General features: G+C 48.7%; 17 protein-coding genes. 16 read left to right on the top strand and 1 reads right to left on the bottom strand.

Going from position 1 to position 19,756, the window contains the following annotated elements; all coding sequences use genetic code 11:
• The first annotated feature begins 104 nt into the window (after positions 1–104).
• The 4 genes from Q0V21_RS11795 (at position 105) to Q0V21_RS11780 (ending at position 3,281) form a co-directional block, all read left to right on the top strand.
• The gene (locus Q0V21_RS11795) at positions 105–1,235 is read left to right on the top strand and encodes an NADH-dependent flavin oxidoreductase (RefSeq protein WP_301879041.1); all 1,131 of its coding nucleotides are present in this window, start codon (positions 105–107) and stop codon (positions 1,233–1,235) included.
• 151 nt (positions 1,236–1,386) lie between these two features.
• The gene (locus Q0V21_RS11790) at positions 1,387–2,154 is read left to right on the top strand and encodes a DeoR/GlpR family DNA-binding transcription regulator (RefSeq protein ID WP_024632053.1); all 768 of its coding nucleotides are present in this window, start codon (positions 1,387–1,389) and stop codon (positions 2,152–2,154) included.
• 19 nt (positions 2,155–2,173) lie between these two features.
• Entirely contained in the window at positions 2,174–2,632 is a 459-nt protein-coding gene (locus Q0V21_RS11785) for an OsmC family protein (protein WP_024632052.1), read from the top strand.
• A 58-nt stretch (positions 2,633–2,690) separates the two neighbouring features.
• Complete coding sequence (locus tag Q0V21_RS11780) at positions 2,691–3,281, top strand: DUF2062 domain-containing protein (RefSeq protein WP_024632051.1); 591 nt, start codon at positions 2,691–2,693, stop codon at positions 3,279–3,281.
• Here the strand turns inward: Q0V21_RS11780 and Q0V21_RS11775 are convergent.
• Positions 3,259–4,188 (bottom strand): AEC family transporter, encoded by a 930-nt coding sequence (locus Q0V21_RS11775; protein ID WP_079344154.1) that lies wholly within the window; start codon positions 4,186–4,188, stop codon positions 3,259–3,261. The two genes, Q0V21_RS11780 and Q0V21_RS11775, sit on opposite strands and share 23 nt — an antisense overlap.
• A gap of 214 nt (positions 4,189–4,402) precedes the next feature.
• Here Q0V21_RS11775 and Q0V21_RS11770 point away from each other — a divergent pair, with 214 nt between their 5' ends.
• From Q0V21_RS11770 to Q0V21_RS11715, 12 genes are all read left to right on the top strand, one after another.
• Entirely contained in the window at positions 4,403–5,485 is a 1,083-nt protein-coding gene (locus Q0V21_RS11770) for a lactonase family protein (RefSeq protein ID WP_301879038.1), read from the top strand.
• A 405-nt stretch (positions 5,486–5,890) separates the two neighbouring features.
• On the top strand, positions 5,891–6,523 hold the full coding sequence (gene hxlA / locus Q0V21_RS11765) for a 3-hexulose-6-phosphate synthase (RefSeq protein ID WP_079344156.1): 633 nt from the start codon (positions 5,891–5,893) through the stop codon (positions 6,521–6,523).
• Positions 6,524–6,529: 6 nt separating this feature from the next.
• Positions 6,530–7,093: a 6-phospho-3-hexuloisomerase gene (hxlB, locus tag Q0V21_RS11760; protein WP_079344157.1), complete on the top strand. Its 564-nt coding sequence runs from the start codon at positions 6,530–6,532 to the stop codon at positions 7,091–7,093.
• A 284-nt stretch (positions 7,094–7,377) separates the two neighbouring features.
• Positions 7,378–7,743, top strand: a complete 366-nt coding sequence (locus Q0V21_RS11755) for a winged helix-turn-helix transcriptional regulator (protein WP_079344158.1) — start codon at positions 7,378–7,380, stop codon at positions 7,741–7,743.
• Positions 7,744–8,141: 398 nt separating this feature from the next.
• Complete coding sequence (pepF, locus tag Q0V21_RS11750) at positions 8,142–9,944, top strand: oligoendopeptidase F (protein ID WP_079344159.1); 1,803 nt, start codon at positions 8,142–8,144, stop codon at positions 9,942–9,944.
• A gap of 108 nt (positions 9,945–10,052) precedes the next feature.
• Positions 10,053–10,568 carry a DUF2500 domain-containing protein gene (locus Q0V21_RS11745; RefSeq protein WP_024631804.1) on the top strand — a complete coding sequence of 172 codons (516 nt, stop codon included), beginning with the start codon at positions 10,053–10,055 and terminating at the stop codon, positions 10,566–10,568.
• 239 nt (positions 10,569–10,807) lie between these two features.
• Positions 10,808–12,301 (top strand): rhamnulokinase, encoded by a 1,494-nt coding sequence (locus Q0V21_RS11740; protein ID WP_301879033.1) that lies wholly within the window; start codon positions 10,808–10,810, stop codon positions 12,299–12,301.
• A gap of 1 nt (position 12,302) precedes the next feature.
• Positions 12,303–13,064 carry a DeoR/GlpR family DNA-binding transcription regulator gene (locus Q0V21_RS11735; protein ID WP_079344161.1) on the top strand — a complete coding sequence of 254 codons (762 nt, stop codon included), beginning with the start codon at positions 12,303–12,305 and terminating at the stop codon, positions 13,062–13,064.
• 67 nt (positions 13,065–13,131) lie between these two features.
• Positions 13,132–13,860, top strand: a complete 729-nt coding sequence (locus Q0V21_RS11730) for a (Fe-S)-binding protein (RefSeq protein ID WP_079344162.1) — start codon at positions 13,132–13,134, stop codon at positions 13,858–13,860.
• Positions 13,857–15,374 carry a LutB/LldF family L-lactate oxidation iron-sulfur protein gene (locus Q0V21_RS11725; RefSeq protein ID WP_079344163.1) on the top strand — a complete coding sequence of 506 codons (1,518 nt, stop codon included), beginning with the start codon at positions 13,857–13,859 and terminating at the stop codon, positions 15,372–15,374. The genes Q0V21_RS11730 and Q0V21_RS11725 overlap by 4 nt, the downstream gene beginning before the upstream one ends.
• Complete coding sequence (locus Q0V21_RS11720; RefSeq protein WP_301879030.1) at positions 15,364–16,089, top strand: LutC/YkgG family protein; 726 nt, start codon at positions 15,364–15,366, stop codon at positions 16,087–16,089. Before Q0V21_RS11725 ends, Q0V21_RS11720 begins: the two co-directional genes overlap by 11 nt.
• A gap of 372 nt (positions 16,090–16,461) precedes the next feature.
• Positions 16,462–19,635, top strand: a complete 3,174-nt coding sequence (locus Q0V21_RS11715) for a bifunctional cytochrome P450/NADPH--P450 reductase (protein ID WP_079344165.1) — start codon at positions 16,462–16,464, stop codon at positions 19,633–19,635.
• Positions 19,636–19,756 lie beyond the last annotated feature (121 nt).

The raw sequence follows: 19,756 nt of genomic DNA, 5'->3' as shown, positions 1-19,756 counted from the left end.
AAAAGTTGCAATGTGAGCAAAACGTAACTATAATAATTACAGTAAGTGGAAACGTATATTCATATATCTATTAAAAGAGATGTTTAATCAGGAGGGAACCACGAATGAATCCAAAGTATAGCCCGATGTTTGAACAAGTTTCACTGCCAAGCGGCATTACATTGAAAAACCGGATTGTGCTCGCTCCCATGACTCATATGTCCTCGAACCCGGATGGTACTGTTTCAGACGCTGAACTTGCTTATTATGCACGTCGTACCGGCGGTGCGGGCATGTCCCTTACAGCGGTAACTCATGTAAATCCGAATGGAATCGGTTTTCCGGCTCAGTTCGGTAGTTATGACGACAGCTTTATTCCTGGTTTGAAACGTCTGGCCGCTACCATGAAGCAGCAAGGTTCCAAAGCCGTACTGCAAATTTTCCATGCAGGTCGACTCACGCCAGAACAAGCGGTTCCAGCCGGTCAAGTCGCTGCTCCAAGCGCTGTTGCCAGTGAGCGTCCGGGATCTCCTGTACCAAGAGAGTTGACTGATGACGAAATTACGTCCATCATCAAGGACTTTGGGGAAGCAACCCGTCGTGCCATTGAAGCTGGATTTGATGGTGTTGAGATTCATGGTGCGAACGGTTATCTGATCCAGCAGTTCTTCTCTCCGCATTCCAACCGACGTGAAGATCGCTGGGGTGGAAGCATCGAGAAACGTCTCACATTCCCACTCGCTGTAGTGGATGAAGTACAGAAGGTTGTAGCTGCACATACGAAACTGCCGTTTATCATTGGATATCGTTTCTCCCCGGAAGAGCCGGAAACACCGGGATTGACCATGGAAGAGACGTATGCATTGGTGGATTCGCTAAAAAATAAAAATCTGGATTATCTGCATGTATCCGTTAACGAGTTCTGGTCCAAACCAAGACGAGGTGAAGCAGATACACGCTCCAGAATTGAATTTATCCTTGACCGTGTGGCGGGTAAAATGCCTGTCATTGGTGTAGGTTCTATCCATACTGCAGACGAGGCAGCTGAAGCTCTTCAAAGTGGTGTGCCATTGCTTGCGCTTGGTCGTGAGCTTATCATCGAGCCGGATTGGGTTGAGAAAATCGAAAGCGGTCGTGAAGAAGATATCGAGACGATTCTTACCAAATCGGATCAGGAACGTCTGGTTATCCCTGACGGACTGTGGAATGCAATCATTCACACACCGGGCTGGTTCCCTATGGCTGATGATAAATAAGACACATGATTTCATTGAAATTGGAGGGAGCGGAAGCTCCCTCTTTTTTGCACCCACTGCGTCTCGATGAAATTCTACTTCCGGGAGCACTGTGGTATGATGAGATGAACAGGATTCATCTTGGATAATCAACGGTTTGGAGTGAATGAAGATGCTCGTGGCTGAACGTTATGAGAAAATTGTGGAATGGGTAGATGCGCAGGGAAGCATGCGTGTGACCGAGCTTAGTGAGCGCTGCGGAGTGACGGAAGAGACGATTCGACGTGATCTGGACAAGCTTGAACAGGCTGGAAGGCTCAGGCGTTCCCATGGTGGGGCTGTCAGCGTAAAATATAAAGAAGAAGGACAGTCGGAAATCCCTTATCCGGAGCGGGCTGTAACTCATGCAGAAGAGAAACGCAGAATTGCGGACGAAGCGGTAAAAATGGTAGAGCCTGGCGACCGGATAGCGCTGGATGCCAGTACAACGGCGTGGTATATGGCGGCAGGACTGCCGAACATCCCGCTCACTGTGTTGACCAACTCCATTAAGGTTGCGGCTGAGCTCAGTAACAAGGAACAGATTCGTGTGATCGCCACCGGCGGGCAGCTAGCTTCGAAGTCCTTGTCGTTTGTAGGACCGCTGGCTGAACGTTCGCTGGATGCCTATCATGTGGACAAAGTTTTTTTATCCTGCAAAGGTGTACATCTGACCAAAGGCATCAGTGAGTCGAATGAATTGCAGGCACTGGTGAAGCAGAAGATGCTCAGCATTGCGGATGAAGTTATTTTGCTGGCGGATTCAAGCAAATTTGGCGTGCAGGCTTTTACAAGAGTGGCGGAACTCAGCAGTGTGGCCAAAGTAATAACAGATCTGGGTTTAGATGAAGAACAGGTTAGCACATTAAATGAACAATCCATAACATGTGTCCGTGTCTAATTCGAAAGGAATGAATATAATGAAACATCCTTTTCACCTGAAAGCCGTTTGGAATGGTGGACGTAACAGTGAAGGGCATATTGATGCAGGCGGATTAAAAACAGTTATTTCGATTCCACAGGAGATGGGTGGTCCGGGTACCGGCACCAATCCGGATGAAATGCTGCTTGGTGCAGCGTCTACCTGTTATTTAATTACACTTGCAGCGATGCTGGAGCGATCGGATATTACACCGGATGAGCTGACACTGGAGTCCGAAGCAACGGTGGATGTGACCAATAATGTATTTACGTACGAGCGGATCATACACAGACCTCGAATTGTGCTCAAAGCGGATGCATCTGATGCTGATGTGACGAAGGCAGAGCGCCTGGCACATAAAGCAGAAGAGTCCTGCATGATCTCCAGAGCTGTAGCTGGCAATGTTGCTATCGAGACACAGCCAGTGATTATAACAGCAGGCGTTAACGCGGTGTGATATACTGAAGAATAGGCGGCTTAAGCCGTCATTTGTGTAAGATAAGGGGAAGTTCGGTATGAACCTACAGAAAAGCAAAAACTCACGTTTTGCACGTTTAACACGTGCTTTGAAGCTTAATTTTCTCAAATTGTTACGTGCTCCCGGCGGGGCACATAAAGTATCTACCGGATTTGCTTTGGGTTTTGGTCTGGAACTGATCGTTATCTCGACTGCCTCACTGGTTTATCTCGTGTTCTATCCGATTGTACGTTTGTCCGGTGGTTCGCTGCCAGCAGCTATCGTGGGCAATGTGGTCGGCAAGCTGACATTCCTGCCCATCATATTGATGCCGCTTGCCAAGCAAATTGGTTCATGGATCTTGCCGGCACATAGCATGGGGCAGGGACCTGTTCATGAGAGTGCCTTTATGGAGCTGTTTCGCGGTAACTGGTCCGCACTAAGTGAACTTTTGCTGGGTGGTTTGGATATTCTGGCAGGTATGTCCGTCTTTGGAGTTATCCTCGGCGTGATTTCTTACTTTGTCGTCAAGTTCTTCTATGTCAGAGCACTCAAACGCCGCTTTGAGCGCCGATTGGAGAAACGCAAGCAGGCAGCGATGTCTCCAACACCAGCTTCCGTGCTGATTAGGAAGACATCACAATCATGATCGGCAGAATAACCATTGACGCCGCGGTTGTCCACAGAATACAGCGGGACACAAACTGCGGAGAGGCATTGAATTGCTCGGCCAAAATTACTGCGTTCACTGCGGTCGGCATTGACGCCAAGATGAACAGCACACTGAATAACGTTCCTTCAATCTGAAGTGCGGTCAGAATCAGATACGAGAGTACTGGCGCTGCGGCAAGTCGTACCACGAGTCCAGTCCAGAATGCTTTGCGGACGTTGGGTTTCCAAGGTTCCACAGAACCGCGCGGTCTTAACATCTGCGCACCCAGAATGGCCAGTACGACAGGGGAGTATCCGGCTGCGAGCATGGAGATGCCTCCATCCAGTGCCTGGGGCAAGCTCAGATTGGTTGCGCGCAGGATGATGGCTATCGCAGCAGCATAAATGGAAGGCATACGGAAGACGGACAGGATCGCGTTTTTGATGGTAAATTCGGATCTGGCTGCAAAAAAGATTCCTACCGTGTTAACAATGATCATCTGTCCGATGACATATACCGAAGCCTTATCCAATCCAAGCTGTCCAAAAGCAAGTAATACAAGCGGGAGCCCATAATTCACGCAGTTTGTAAACGTGGATACAAGGGTGAGGCCCGCTTTTTCGCTTGCGCCAAGATGGAATATCCGGCTCAACAGTTCAGCCAGTGCCCATAGGGCGATTAAATTAATAATAGAAAACCAGAACGTACCGGTTACGTCTGTCCATGTAATCTCGGCATGCAGCAGTGTATCAAAGATCAGTGCAGGGCTCAAAATATAAAGGGAAAAGGTCGACAGCGGCCGGGTATCCCAATTTTTGAAACGTTTTAACAAAATGCCTCCAATCACCGGAAGGGATATCGGCAGAAATACATGATATAACGTGAGCAGAAATGAATTAAACAACCGAATTCAGTCCTTTCTGGATGAAAAACCTATTTTATCATAGCAGAAGTTGTCCTTCGTCGGGAGTGGATTTTGGTATTGTCTTACGTAGTGGGCGATGTGGATCCCGCTTCTTTGATGGCTGCGCAGGGGCGGTGGATTGCTATTTTGATATGGCAGATTTATTATAGAAGAGGTGCAACCAGATTACATACACATAGAGGAGGAAACTGTAATGAGTGAATCAAAACGCTTGCTCGTATTGGCCGGCTCTTATGCCGAAGCGGAAAATGAGGGCATTTACGCATATGAATTGAATGAAGACACAGGTAGCCTTTCCAAGCTTGACGGCATCTCGGGCGTGAAGAACCCAACGTTTGTAAACGTGGATGCTGAAGGTAATAAACTGTATGCGATCGGTGAAACGGCGTCTGCTGAAGGCAATAAAATGTCTGAAGCTGTTGCTCTGAGCATTGATCCTTCTACAGGAAAATTGTCTTTGCTGAATCGTCATGATTCGATCTCGGCTCCGCCATGTCATATCCAACGCGACCCATCCGGTTGTTACTTGATCCTTTCCAGCTACCACGGTGGTCTGGTCGGTCTGCAAGCTCTGACGGATAACGGTGAAGTTGGAGAACTTCTGGATGAGAAGAAACATGAAGGCAAAGGTGCGCATCCTGAGCGTCAGGACAAGCCACATGTGCATTCCGCATTCTTTAGCCCGGATGGCAAATACATGATGGTACAGGATCTGGGTGCGGACAAAATCGCAATCTACTCCATTGATGCAGACAAGAACGAACTTGTACTGCACAGTGAAACCAAAACACATCCGGGTGCAGGGCCGCGTCACCTGGCATTCCATCCGAACGGTCAATTCGCCTATGTCATTAACGAAGTGGATTCCTCCATTACATCGTTCCGTTATGATGCAGCAGCAGGCACGTTGACAGAGGTTTCCACCGTGTCCACATTGCCTGACGGCTATGACGGCAGTGAAAACACAACAGCTGAAATCGCCGTATCCAACGACGGACGTTTCGTATACGGTTCGAACCGTGGACACGACAGCATTGTTGTATTTGCAGTCGACGCTGAAACAGGACATTTGAAACTGGTTGAGCATGTATCAGCTGAGGGTAAACACCCGCGTCACTTTGCCCTGACTCCGAATGGCAAACTGCTGATTGCAGCTAACCGCGATACCAACAATATCGTTTCTTTTACAGTGGATCAGGAGAGCGGACGTCTGAAATACACAGGTCACAGCACAGGTGTATCCAAGCCGGTATGTGTGAAACCTGTTTATCTGTAAACCCAGGATTTGAATGATAACCGAAAGGTTTGAATAAGCTTTTAGATCAATAGATTTGAACTAGTTGACCTGAAATTTTGGGAAGACCCTGCCTTTGTGGCGGGGTCTTTTTTGATGAGGTGAGCATGGCGACTTCCGATGATGCCCGTACTTGATCCTTGTGGAATACAACATTTTTTCATGATATCAGTTCAGATAACAATGTAATTAACTCAATAGTATCGTGGAGGTAACTACCTGACTTCAAAGTGCGTACTTCCCCAATGGATAGTCAGGATCTACAATGAATGAGCAGCCAGGAAAAATAGTGCTTGCATCTAAACAGGTGGATTGGTGCAGGCTAAAGTTTTAAATAATCTTTACAGAAATACTACTCACACTCGAACAACAAAGGAGAAATGACTCATGAAATTGCAATTGGCATTGGACTTGGTAAACATCCCTGAAGGTATAGCACTTGTTAAAGAAGTTGAACAATTTATCGATATCGTTGAGATTGGTACCCCAATCGTTATTAATGAAGGACTACACGCCGTTAAAGCGATGAAAGAAGCCTTCCCTAATTTGCAAGTACTCGCCGATCTGAAAATCATGGACGCAGGTGGCTATGAAATCATGAAAGCTGCTGAAGCTGGTGCGGATCTGGTCACAGTCCTTGGAGTGAGCAATGACATGACGATCAAAGGTGCTGTAGAAGAAGCGAAAAAACAAAACAAACTCGTTCTGGTTGACATGATCAACGTGTCTGATATCGAAACACGTGCACGTGAAGTGGATGCCCTTGGCGTAGATTACATTTGCGTACACACAGGTTATGATCTGCAAGCGGTTGGACAAAGCCCGTTCGAAGATCTGCAAACGATCAAAAAAGCCGTGAAAAACGCCAAAACGGCTGTAGCTGGTGGCATCAAACTGGAAACTTTGCCAGAAGTAATTAAAGCACAACCGGATCTGGTCATTGTAGGCGGCGGAATCACTGGACAAGCAGACAAAGCCAAAGTAGCAGCTGAGATGCAGCGTCTGGTTCAACAAGGGTAAGAACAGATGAGCAGCCGACAATACGCAGCAGACATCTTGAAGGAGTTGGAACGGACGTTAAGCCAGATCGACGACTCGGAGATGCAGGCCATGGCGGAACATATTTTGGCTGCCGAACAGATTTTTGTGGCAGGCGCAGGTCGATCCGGTCTGATGGGAAAGGCTTTTGCCATGAGGCTGATGCAGATGGGGCTTCGGGTATATGTCGTTGGAGAGACCGTTACACCGGGGATCAGCTCGAAAGACTTCCTCTTGTTATGCTCAGGCTCAGGGGAGACAGGCAGTCTGGCAGCGATGGCTCAGAAGGCCAGTAAAGCAGGTGCTCCTGTTGGGTTGATTACGATCAAGCCGGAGTCCACAATCGGACAACTGTCTAATACCGTGATTCGTCTTCCGGCATCCGCCAAAGAGGATACGGCGACCACGGGAGCGGCAGTAACCATTCAGCCGATGGGCTCCTTGTTTGAACAGGGGCTGCTGCTGAGCATGGACGCCCTGGTGCTCACCATGATGCAAATGAAGAATATGACTGGAGCAGACATGTTTGGGCGTCACGCCAACCTGGAATAGTCCATACGTCATAGATTGATGAATTAAGAATAGATGGAAGACCGGAATTCCCTTGAGTAGCGGGAGTTCCGGTCTTTTCTGCTATCGTTGTCTATGGACTGATTTAGGGCAGCTTAACAACAGGGTTGTGCTGTAGTAGAATGTATACAAGCTGTATTAAACCAATGAACCCGTTATATGATACAAGGAGGCAGCATGCTCTTCTTGTTGCGGAGTGTTATTGTAATATGCGTATTGCATTTTAGCGATATAAGATGAAGTGAAAGAAAAGGGGGCTTGGAGCTATGGCGTCCGAAGTCAAGGAACGAATCAACTTGAAAGAGATTAACTGTGAGAAAGAATTGACCCTTGCTGTTATTGGCGGCAAATGGAAACTGATTATTTTATGGCATCTGGGTCTTGAAGGCACCAAGCGTTTCAGTGAATTAAAAAGATTGATTCCTCATATTACCCAAAAGATGCTGACCAACCAGCTGCGTGAACTGGAGGAAGACAAGCTAATTGAGCGCAAGGTCTATGCAGAAGTACCTCCTCGTGTCGAATATACGTTGACGGATCACGGACAGAGCCTGATGCCCGTGCTGCATGCCATGTACGATTGGGGTAAAAACTATGGTGAGAATGTGATCTGGAAATCAGAATCAATTTAAGTTAAAACGAACCGCTGGGTGTAGGGAATTTTTCCATCACCCAGCGGTTTTTCTTTCCCCTTAATTAACTAACAGTTTTACAAAAGTTTTCTTGAAACGTAGAGGGCAGAAATAGCCTGAAGAAGCGGAGCTAAAAGCATTCTGAAAGAAAGCTACATCGGAAGCATGCGCCTAGCCTTTATCACCAGATTTTCACCTTTGTAAAATTGAATCAAAAAATCTGGGGATAACAGCGATCGGAAGGTTGTTCTGTCATCGGAGTGGTAAGTGTGAATATTCTTTAGTCCAATCTATAATCCCTTGAATCTAAAGGCTCATTTTAGGAGATGTAAGGTATAAATGCTTCGAATATGATACGATGAGAGATATTGGAAATGCGAGGAGGAGGACATTTAACGATGGAAAAAATACGTACACGCGATGAAGTAAGCCAAGAGACTACTTGGGACTTGCGAGACTTGTTTGGGACTGACGATGAGTGGGAGCAGGAGCTTAGATCACTGCCTGAGGCCGCTGCCCATATCGAAACATTCAAAGGACATCTGGGCGAAGGCGCTGAGAAGTTACTCGCTTGTCTCGATGCCCGAGAAGCTTTGCAGGAACGCATTAGCAAAACGGCTTCGTATGCCCGGCTGAAACAGTCGGAGGATAGTACCAATCCCGCGAATATTGAGAATTCAGCCAAGGCGGGAGACATTTTATCGAATTTGTCGTCGTCCTTGTCTTTTGTGAATTCCGAGATCGTGGATCTTCCCGATGGAACCGTCAAACGTTATATTGAAGAACTTCCGGGTTTGCAGCCGTATGCCCGAAGTCTGGATCGTCTGATTCAGGAAAAAGCCCATCGTCTTTCGCCCGAAACGGAGAAAGTACTCGCCTCCCTTGGAGAGGTGCTGGATTCGCCGTACCGGATCTATCTGCGCGGTAAACTGGCAGACATGACGTTTGACGATGCACTTGATGGCGATGACAATAACCGCCCGCTGTCCTGGTCATTCTATGAGAACAATTATGAAATGTCATCGGATACGAAGCTGCGCCGCTCTGCCTATGCCGCGTTCAGCTCCAAGCTGAATGATTACAAAAATACGTTTGCTGAAGGTTACGCCACCGAAGTGAAGAAGCAGGTCGTCTTGTCCAGGCTGCGTGGATACGATGATGTTACGGATATGCTGCTCAGTCCGCAGCAGGTAAGCAAAGAGATGTACAACAATGTACTGGATATCATCCAGCAGGAACTCGCCCCTCACATGCGCAGACTGGCCGCGCTCAAGAAACGTGAGTTGGGACTGGACAAACTGATGTTCTGCGATCTGAAGGCACCACTGGACCCTGAATTCAGTCCTGCCATTACATACGAGGAAGCCTGCACGCTCATACGTGAGGCTCTTGCCGTGATGGGACCGGAATATGGCGATATTGTGGAACGTGCATTCAGTGAGCGCTGGGTAGATTATGCTGATAATGCAGGCAAATCGACAGGAGCTTTCTGCTCGTCCATCTATGGTTCTCATTCCTATATCTTGATCTCCTGGGCAAATAATATGCGCGGTGCGTTCACACTTGCCCATGAAGTGGGACATGCCGGACATTTCATGCTTGCCGGGCATTATCAACGGCTTACGAATACAAGACCATCCCTCTATTTTATAGAGGCGCCTTCCACGATGAATGAAATGCTGCTGGCAGATCATTTGTTGAAACGTTCTGATAACCCGAGAATGCGTCGTTGGGTCATTTTGCAATTGCTCAATACGTATTACCATAACTTTGTTACACATCTGCTTGAAGGTGAATTGCAGCGTCAGGTGTATGCACTCGCAACCAAGGATGAACCGATTACGGCGAAGACGTTAAGTCAGCTGAAAGGAAATATCCTCTCCGAGTTCTGGGGGCCTGATCTGGTGATCGACGAAGGGGCCAAGCTGACCTGGATGAGACAGCCTCATTATTATATGGGATTATATCCATATACCTATGCAGCAGGTCTGACGGCATCTACCGCCGCTGCACAGCTAATTCGGGAAGAGGGACAGCCTGCCGTAGATCGCTGGCTTGACGCATTGAAAGCGGGAGGAAGTCTTGATCCGCAAGAGCTGATGAAGCTTGCGGGTGTGGACATGTCCGGACCTGAGCCGATTCGTGCTGCTGTCGCCTATGTTGGCAGTCTTGTTGATGAACTTGAACGTCTGTATTCGTAATCAGGTTCATATAGTATACGGACAAGGCTTGTAGGGTTGTCTGCGTGCACCGTCTCCTTGGCAGGGGGCGGTGCATCTTAATTTGCAGGGAGAAGGGAACGATGATGAATGACGTCATTGAGCATATCTTCATCGCTGGGCTGGTTAAGCATGGACGGCTTCGGTATTTTTGATGACATGAATGATGTTCCGGGATTTGAGGGCAATCAGGGAGGTTTTTTTTCAGGAATCAATGAGTTCACTACGATGAGTACGTTTGGTTCGATTTTTATTGGCGGCATATTTCTCATTATTGCGGGTGTTATTGTCTATGCCATTATCTCAGGGGTGAGCACATGGTCATCGAACAATGCTTCAGCACTGTTAACCCTGCATTCAACGATTGTGGCAAAGCGCACAGAAGTCACAGGTGGGAGCGGGGACAGCAGTGCATCAACCTGGTATTATGCCACGTTTGAATTGGATAATGGGGACCGTGTGGAGTTAAATGTTGGTGGCAGAAATTACGGGATGTTTGTGGAAAATGACCGAGGCATGCTGACGTATCAGGGGACAAGGTTCAAGCATTTTGAAAGAGATGTACAGCCTCAGTCCGGTGCGAGCAATAACAGCTTTTATACGTAAAATAACAGGAAAGCGGCTCCTCCCGAGTGGAGAGAGTCGTTTTTGGCATGGGTAAAAGAAACGAATCACAGGGTATTCAAACGCTTACATTGGTGATATACTCATTAAATAAAACTAAACAGTACTAAACAAAAATAAACAAACAATAAAATAAAGAATAAAGTACAGAGCAGTCATGAATGAAATCAAGAAATGTTCAAGGGCGAATTTAGTATGGGATGAAAGGCTGGTGAAGAGTGGTGAGTGTGCTGGCGTATGATTTGGGTGCTGGAAGCGGGAGAGCACTGCTGGGTCATCTGAATGATCGGGGAATGGAAACGATGGAGATCCATCGGTTCAAGAATGAGCCGGTAAAAGCGGGGGAGCGGCTGCACTGGGATATATTGAGGCTTCACCATGAAATTCTGGAAGGGCTGAACCTGGTCAAACAAAAGGGGGAACTGCCTGAAAGTCTAGGTATTGATTCCTGGGCGGTTGATTTTGGATTGGTTGGAAGTCATGGTGAATTGTTAGGCAATCCGTATCATTACCGTGATGCACAGTTTAACGGCATGATGGATCAGCTGCGTAAGGAATTGACCTCTAAGCGGATTTTCGAACGCACGGGCATCCAGTTTCTTAGCTTTAACACACTGTACCAGTTGGCAACACTTAAGCGAAGTGGCTCCCCCCTGCTTAACGAAGCGGAGCGTTTCCTCATGATCCCCGATCTGCTTCGTTACTTTCTGACCGGTGAAGCGGTGAATGAGTTTACCAACGCCACCACAACGCAGCTCTATAATCCAACCATAGGCCATTGGGACGCTGAACTGCTCGCACATATCGGCATTTCGGAGACGTTGTTTGGAGAAGCAGTCATGCCAGGTACTCGTGTGGGACAGCTTCGCAGCAGAATTTGCAGTGATCTTGGCCTGTCTGCCATCCCGGTTATCGCGGTTGCCGAACATGATACAGGTTCAGCGGTCGTCGCTGTTCCGGCAACCGAGCGTTCATTTGCTTACCTGAGCTGTGGAACCTGGTCGCTTATGGGCACGGAGATTGACCATCCTGCCATTAGTTCCGAGAGTCTGGCGCTCAACTTTACGAATGAGGGCGGGGCAGGCGGTACGTTCCGATTGCTCAAAAACATCATGGGCCTGTGGATTTTGCAGGAATGCATGCGCGAATGGGAACGGCAGGGACAGGGAATCAGCTATGCGGAGTTACTGAGCAGGGCTGAACTTGCACCTCCGTTTGCAAGCCTGTTTGATCCCGACGATGAGCGGTTTATGGCAGCAGGGGATATGACCTCTCGTATACAACAGTATTGCCGTGATACAGGTCAGGCTGAGCCGCAAGATCAGGGAGCCATTGCCCGTTCCATTCTGGAGAGCCTTGCGCTGAAGTATCGAAGAGTGCTGGAGTGGACAGAACAACTGTCCAGACAATCTTTTAATGGATTGCATATGGTTGGTGGTGGCATCCAGAATCGCTTGTTGTGTCAATGGACTGCCAATTCCATTGGCAAACCGGTATGGGCGGGTCCGGCAGAAGGCAGTGCGATCGGAAACATGGCTGTACAGTGGATAGCAAGTGGAGCCTTCAAGGATATATGGGAAGCCCGCAGGGTCATCCGCGATTCATTCCCGGTTACTGATTATGAGCCAAAGGACAGAACGATCTGGGAAGAAGCATACGGCAAATTTCTAAGGTTGACCGCATTATCGGAATCACAAGCCGGGAGCGAGGTGTAACATGCTGGCAGCAGAACGCTATGACCGGATTGTCGAGATGGTTAATGTGAAAGGGAGTATACGTGTATCCGAGCTTAGTGAGCACTGCCGGGTAACAGAAGAGACCATTCGGCGTGATCTGGACCGTCTGGAGCAAGCAGGACGACTGCGTCGTTCCCATGGCGGCGCTGTCAGCGTAAAGGAAGAGCAGCCGGAGATCCCTTACCGGGTAAGGGAAACAACTCATGCAGAGGAAAAGAAAAGAATCGCTCAATCGGCCCTCTCCATAATTCGCCCGGGTGATCGAATTTTACTGGATGCCAGCACGACAGCAGGATACATGGCGGCCCATATGCCGGATATGCCACTAACCGTATTGACCAACTCCATACAAGTAGCCACCGAATTGAGCAGCAGGGACAAGATTGAAGTCATCTCGACTGGAGGGCAGCTAGCCCAACGCTCTCTGTCTTTTGTTGGACCGCTTGCCGAACGTTCCCTGGAAACATACCATGTCGATAAATTGTTCCTGTCTTGTAAAGGTGTGCACCTGGAGGGCGGCGGGATCAGTGAATCCAATGAGCTTCAAGCCCGGTTGAAGCAGAAAATGGTCGGCATATCCGACCAGGTTATTTTGCTTGCCGATACGAGCAAGTTTGGGGTTCGTGCATTTGCCCGGGTAACCGGGTTAGATGCGGTCCATGAAGTGATTACGGATCAGTCGCTTGACGATGATTTGATAGAACGTTTGAACGGCTATGATATCAAGATCACAAGGGTCTAAAACAATACGATATTCGATACTTATATGCGTTATAACCACAATTCATCAGTTATAGGAGCGTGTAATCATGAAGGTCTCCTTATTCATTACCTGCCTCAGTGATGCCATATATCCCCGTGTGGGGGAGGCGATGGTGAGATTGCTCGCCGCGCATGGCGTTCGGTTGGATTTCCCGTCCGTGCAGACCTGCTGCGGTCAGCCTTCCTACAACAGCGGGTATTGGGATGAGACACGGGTAGCCGCCAAAACGATTCTGGAAGCCTTTGATGACAGTGATTTTGTCGTCTGTCCCTCGGGCTCCTGTACGTATATGATTCATCATTATCCCGAACTGTTTGCCAATGAACCTGTATGGCTGGAGAAGGCTAAACGCTTGGAAGCCAAAGCCTACGAATTTACTCAGTTTCTTGTTCAGGTGCTTGGGATCACGGATTTGGGTGCCCGTTTTCCGCATAAGGTTACATATCACCCCTCCTGTCATGGCAGCCGTTTGTTAGGCGTAAAGGATGAGCCTATGGCATTACTTTCAGCAGTAAAAGGTTTGGAATTTGTTCCCCTTCCTTTCGGAGAGGACTGCTGCGGCTTTGGCGGAACATTTGCTATCAAAATGGCGGATATTTCCGGTGCCATGGTCACGGAGAAAGTGGATCATATCAAAGAAACGGAAGCCGAAGTGTTGGTGGGCCTGGATATGGCCTGTCTAATGAATATTGCGGGCAATCTGCGGTATCGGAATGAACCGGTGCGTGTAATGCATTTGGCCGAACTGCTGTATGAGGGGGTGCAAACAGGATGAGTCAGCCCGGTGTAATGGATGTTACCGTCAAAGAACGTGCAGAACTGGCGTTGAATGATGATTTCCTGCGCAAAGCCGTCAAATTTACGACAGAGCGATTGCGTAATGGCAAGAAGTCCGCATCCGAAGAACAGGGCAACTGGGAAGAATGGCGTGAACGTGGACGTCAGATTCGTCTGCATACGATCGCACATCTGGATTATTACCTGAATGAATTCGTCAATAATGCACGTGCCAATGGGGTTCATATTCATTTTGCCGATACTTCGGTGGAGGCAGCGGCGATTGCACTGGATATTGCGGCTCACAAGCAGGCTTCCACCGTGGTCAAATCCAAGTCCATGGTGTCTGAGGAAGTGCATCTCAACCATGTATTGGAGTCCGCAGGCATTGAAGCGATAGAGACCGATCTGGGTGAATACATCATTCAATTGGCAGGTGAAGCCCCATCTCATATCGTCATTCCGGCTATTCACAAGAACCGTTACCAGATTGCGGAGCTGTTGTCCAAGGAAGCGGGTGAAATTCTGGAACCGGACACCACCGTACTTGCCGGATTTGTACGCAAAAAGCTGCGCGAGAAGTTTCTTGAAGCCGATATTGGCATGACCGGCTGCAATTTTGCGATTGCGGAGACGGGTTCCATGGTCCTATTTGAAAATGAAGGCAATGCCCGCATGGTATCCACCGTGCCAAAAACACAGATTACCTTAATGGGCATGGAACGCATCATTCCATCCTGGACGGATCTCGAGGTAATGGCAACCCTGCTGCCACGCTCTGCGACAGGTCAAAAATTGACAATGTATATGTCAGGCATAACCGGCCCTCGCCGAACAGAAGACGGGGACGGGCCGGACGAAATGCACATTATTATCGTCGATAATGGACGCTCACTTCAGTTGGGTGATCCGGAATTCCAGGAGCTGTTGAACTGTATTCGCTGCGGGGCCTGCCTGAACGCTTGTCCGGTGTATCGTCATATCGGCGGGCATGCTTACGGTGGAACGTACAGTGGACCGATCGGAGCAGTACTTACACCTGCACTGAATGGCAATATCGACGAATGGAACGACATCGCGGGTGCTTCCAGTCTGTGCGGAGCCTGTTACGAAGCCTGTCCGGTCAAAATCCCGCTGCATGATATGCTCGTATATTTACGCAGACGCAAGGTAGAAGAGGGCCATGGCAACAAGCTTGAAAGTGCTGGCATGAAAGGGTTTGCAGCGGTTGTAAGCAATTCAAAACGCTTCGGCGCGGCTATTCGTCTCGGACAGATTGGCCAGAAAGCCGTTGTACGCAATAACGGAATTTCACTCAAACTTGGGCCTCTTAAGGGCTGGAACAGCTATCGGGTTGCGCCAAGCCTGGCGAAGCGTTCCTTCCGGCAGCAATGGAACAAGCTGGATCAGGAGCTGAATCAGGAGCAGCAAGAGATGGATTCCTCCGTGCGAAGCCGAATGGAGCAGATTCTTCGTGAACGCGAGGGAGGTGGTGGTCAACATGAACACTGAACATCAGGAATGGCTGGAGCAAATGGAAAAGAAGTCTCGTGCGAAGCAGGAGCACTTTATGAATGATATTGCATCCAAATTGAGAAGACCACGCCAGAGACATGCTCCGACCCAACCTTTTCGCGGTGCACCCGGGTTCTGGACGGACCTGGAGTGGGATATAGATAAGCGCATACAGGCATTCACCGATAATTTTGTGAGTGTAGGTGCTCATATTGCGCGGGTAAGAGATATTGGCGAAGCCGCGGACTTCATCGCTACTAAATCTCATGAATTGAGTGCGAAATATATCATACGTCAGAATGAACAGGCGCTAACGGAACTTGGATTGGAAAAGCAGCTCCCGGATGTGCAGATTTCAGTGTGGAACAGCCAGGCAGACGAAAACTGGAAGGCGAGGGCAGCTGAGGCAGACATCGGTGTAGTGATGGCGGATTATGCTACAGCATATACGGGTTCTGTCACAGTGCTTTCTTCGCCGGAGAAGGGGCGTTCCGTTAGTTTATTGCCCACTGTACTCATGATTATTATTCCTATCGAACGGCTCTACACCAGACTTGGTGAGACGCTTAATGGCTTCGATGAAGCGGGAAGAGAGAATCTTCCGGCAGGCATTCATTTTATTTCAGGTCCAAGTCGTTCTTCCGACATTGAAAATGATCTGACCATTGGGGTACATGGACCTGGCATTGTATATGGTCTTCTTATGGGGTAACTACATTTCGGAAAATTTGCATTACGAAGGACTGTTCGAACGCAGCTTTTTGTCTGCGGCGGGCAGTTTTTTCTATGTCTAGTATGCCTACAGCCCGGATGGTAACCCATTGGTCCTACGACTTTGAGACTGTTGAAGATTGAGACTGGAAATGTTAGGGTAAAAGAAAGATAACGAAGGAACCCATTTTTTTTATTCTAAAATGACCAATATACCGTTTTAGTCAGTTGGTTCCGTCTATGATTTTTAAGTTATCTGGATGAAATATGAAAATGTGCAGAAAATGAAGTCATGTCTATTCTTCTGAAGTCGTAGTTGAACGAAGGTATTATTTTTTTGTAGAACGTATTACTTGGAAGAGGAGTGAGTATCATGGCGCAAATTTCAGTTCCCCAACCCAAAACGTTTGGGCCTTTAGGAAACTTACCGCAGATAAATACCGATGAGCCTGTACAATCCCTGGTGAAACTCGCTGAAGAGTACGGACCCATTTTTCGAATGGAGTATCCGACACGAAGCGAACTGTATATCTCAGGTCACAACCTGGTAGCCGAGGTAAGTGACGAGTCCAAATTCGATAAACGTGTATGGGCACCGCTGGAGAAGGTTCGTGCATTTGCCGGAGATGGCCTGTTTACGAGTTGGACTCAAGAACCGAATTGGAAAAAAGCTCATAATGTGCTGCTGCCAAGCTTTAGCCAACGTGCGATGCAGGGATATCATAACAAAATGATTGATCTCGCTGTACAGCTCGTGCAGAAGTGGTCCAGATTGAACCCGGATGAGACGGTTAACGTACCGGATGATATGACTCGTCTCACCTTGGATACGATTGGACTGTGTGGATTCAATTATCGGTTTAACAGCTTTTACCGGGAAGAACCACATCCGTTCATTACGAGCATGGTTCGAGCACTGGACGAATCGATGAGTTCGTTGCAGCGTTTGCGTCTGCAAGACAAGCTGATGATCACCAAAAAGAAACAGTTTGAGCAGGATATCCGTTCGATGTTCTCTCTGGTGGATCATATTATTGCGGAGCGCAAGCAGCAGCCTCAGGAAGGGGCAGACGATCTGTTGTCCCATATGCTCAGTGGCAAGGACCCGGAAACCGGGGAAACGCTGGACGATGAAAATATTCGATACCAGATTATCACCTTCCTGATTGCTGGACACGAGACGACGAGTGGCTTGTTGTCCTTTGCCATCTATTATTTAATGAAAAATCCGGATACACTCGCCAAGGCTCAGGCTGAAGCAGACCAGATTCTGAAAGATCCGGTTCCGACATACAATCAGGTTCGCAATCTGAAGTATGTTCGCATGGTTTTGAACGAAGCTTTGCGGTTGTGGCCTACAGCTCCTGCATTCTCCTTATATGCCAAGAAAGACCTTGTTCTGGACGGGAAATATCCTTTGCAAAAAGGGGACAGTGTCAGTGTGCTCATTCCCAAGCTTCACCGGGACCGCGATGCGTGGGGTGACGATGTGGAAGCATTCCGTCCGGAACGGTTCGAAGATCCGAGCAAGGTGCCACATGATGCCTACAAACCGTTTGGGAATGGTCAGCGTGCCTGCATTGGTCAGCAGTTCGCCCTTCAGGAAGCCACACTTGTGCTGGGCATGGTTCTGAAGCATTTTGAACTCATCGATCATGCGGACTATAAGTTGAAAGTGAAAGAAACGTTGACGCTCAAACCTGATAACTTCACGATCCGTGTTCGTGCACGCGGAAATCAGCCGGTTATGGCTGTTCCGGGTGTTGCCATGGAGGAGCCGACTCCGGTTGCCAAAAGACAAGAACCGGATACAGCCAATGCCCATCACACCCCGATGCTAGTCCTGTATGGATCCAATCTCGGGACGGCGGAAGGCATTGCGCGTGAAATCGCAGATACCGCCAGATATCAGGGCTTCCGCAGTGAGGTGGCTACCCTGGATGATCGAGTAGGCAAACTGCCCAAGGAAGGCGCAGTCATCATTGTGAGTGCTTCCTACAATGGTCAACCGCCAAGCAATGCCAAGGATTTCGTCGAATGGATTGAACATGCGGATGCAGGGGAATTCAAAGGCGTGCGGTTCTCTGTTCTTGGATGTGGGGACCACAACTGGGCCAGTACGTACCAGCGCATTCCACGTTTGATTGATGAACAGCTATCTTCCAAAGGGGCAGAACGGTTATCACCGATCGGAGAAAGTGATGCCAGCGGGGACTTTGAGAAACAGGTTGGAGACTGGACCGAGCAATTATGGCCGGATCTGGCACGAACTCTGGGTCTCAAGTTAAATACAAGTTCTGGTAGCGAACGCAGCTCCTTGTCTGTACAGTTTGTCAGCGGACTGGCGGTAACACCGCTCGCAGATACGTATGATGCACATGTTGCCGAAGTGCTTGAGAATCGGGAACTTCACGATGCAGGCAGCGAACGAAGCACACGACATCTGGAGATTAAACTGCCTGAAGGCGCAACATATAAGGAAGGCGATCACTTGGGCATTTTGCCACAAAACCCGCCTGAGCTCGTAGAACGTGTACTGAAACGATATGGATTCACGGGTACGGAACATCTCGTTTTGGATGCCTCCGGTCGCAGCGCTGCTCATTTGCCATTACACCAACCGGTTAATTTGGTTGATCTGCTCAGTCACAGTGTGGAGCTTCAGGAAGCGGCAACTCGGGCCCAACTGAGGGAACTGGCTGCGTATACGGTGTGCCCACCGCATAAGAAGGAGCTCGAAGAACTTCTTGATGAATCTGTATACATGGAAGAAGTGCGTAAGAAACGCATATCCATGCTGGATTATCTGGTCAAATACGAGGCATGTGAGCTGCCTTTCGAGCGGTTTTTGGAGCTGCTACCTTCTTTGAAAGCACGATATTACTCAATCTCCAGTTCACCGCGAGTGCAGCCTGAGCAGGCCAGCATCACCGTCAGTGTAGTGCGTGCACCGGCTTGGAGTGGTCAGGGCGAATATAAAGGCATAGCATCCAACTATCTGGCGAACCTGAAGCCGGGTGAAGAGGTCGTTATGTTCATACGGACGCCTGAGTCCGGGTTCGAACTGCCAGAGAAGGCAGAGGCTCCGATTATTATGGTCGGTCCGGGAACAGGTGTGGCTCCATTCCGTGGTTTCCTGCAGGCAAGACGTGTAATGAAGGAACAAGGTCAGCAGGTTGGCGAAGCCCATCTGTATTTTGGATGTCGCAACCCGGAACATGATTATCTGTATAAAAATGAACTCGAAACAGCCGAGCAAGAGGGTCTTGTTCAGCTTCATACCGCGTTTTCCCGTGTGGACGGGGAAGAGAAGTGTTACGTGCAGCATCTGATGCGAGATGATGCCCACAAGCTGATTCCTCTGCTCGAACAGGGGGGACATCTGTATGTTTGCGGCGATGGCAGCAAGATGGCACCTGATGTTGAAGCAACCCTCAAGAAAGCGTACGCTGATGTCAGCGGCAACTCCACGGAGCAAGCCGATGCTTGGTTAGAACGTTTGCAGCAGGAAGGACGTTATGCCAAGGATGTGTGGACAGGTATCTGATGTGATACATCTTGATCCCTTTAATAAGTAGGCATCTGCGCGGTGAGACACAGAAGGGTTCTGTGCTCACCGCTTTTTGCTATGGCACAATATCCAAGCAGACCCATGCATGTATGAGTTA

The organism is Paenibacillus sp. 11B (genome assembly GCF_030487755.1).
In the GTDB taxonomy this organism is placed as follows: Bacteria; Bacillota; Bacilli; order Paenibacillales; family Paenibacillaceae; genus Paenibacillus; species Paenibacillus vandeheii.
This window is presented reverse-complemented; position numbering and strand designations above follow the sequence as displayed.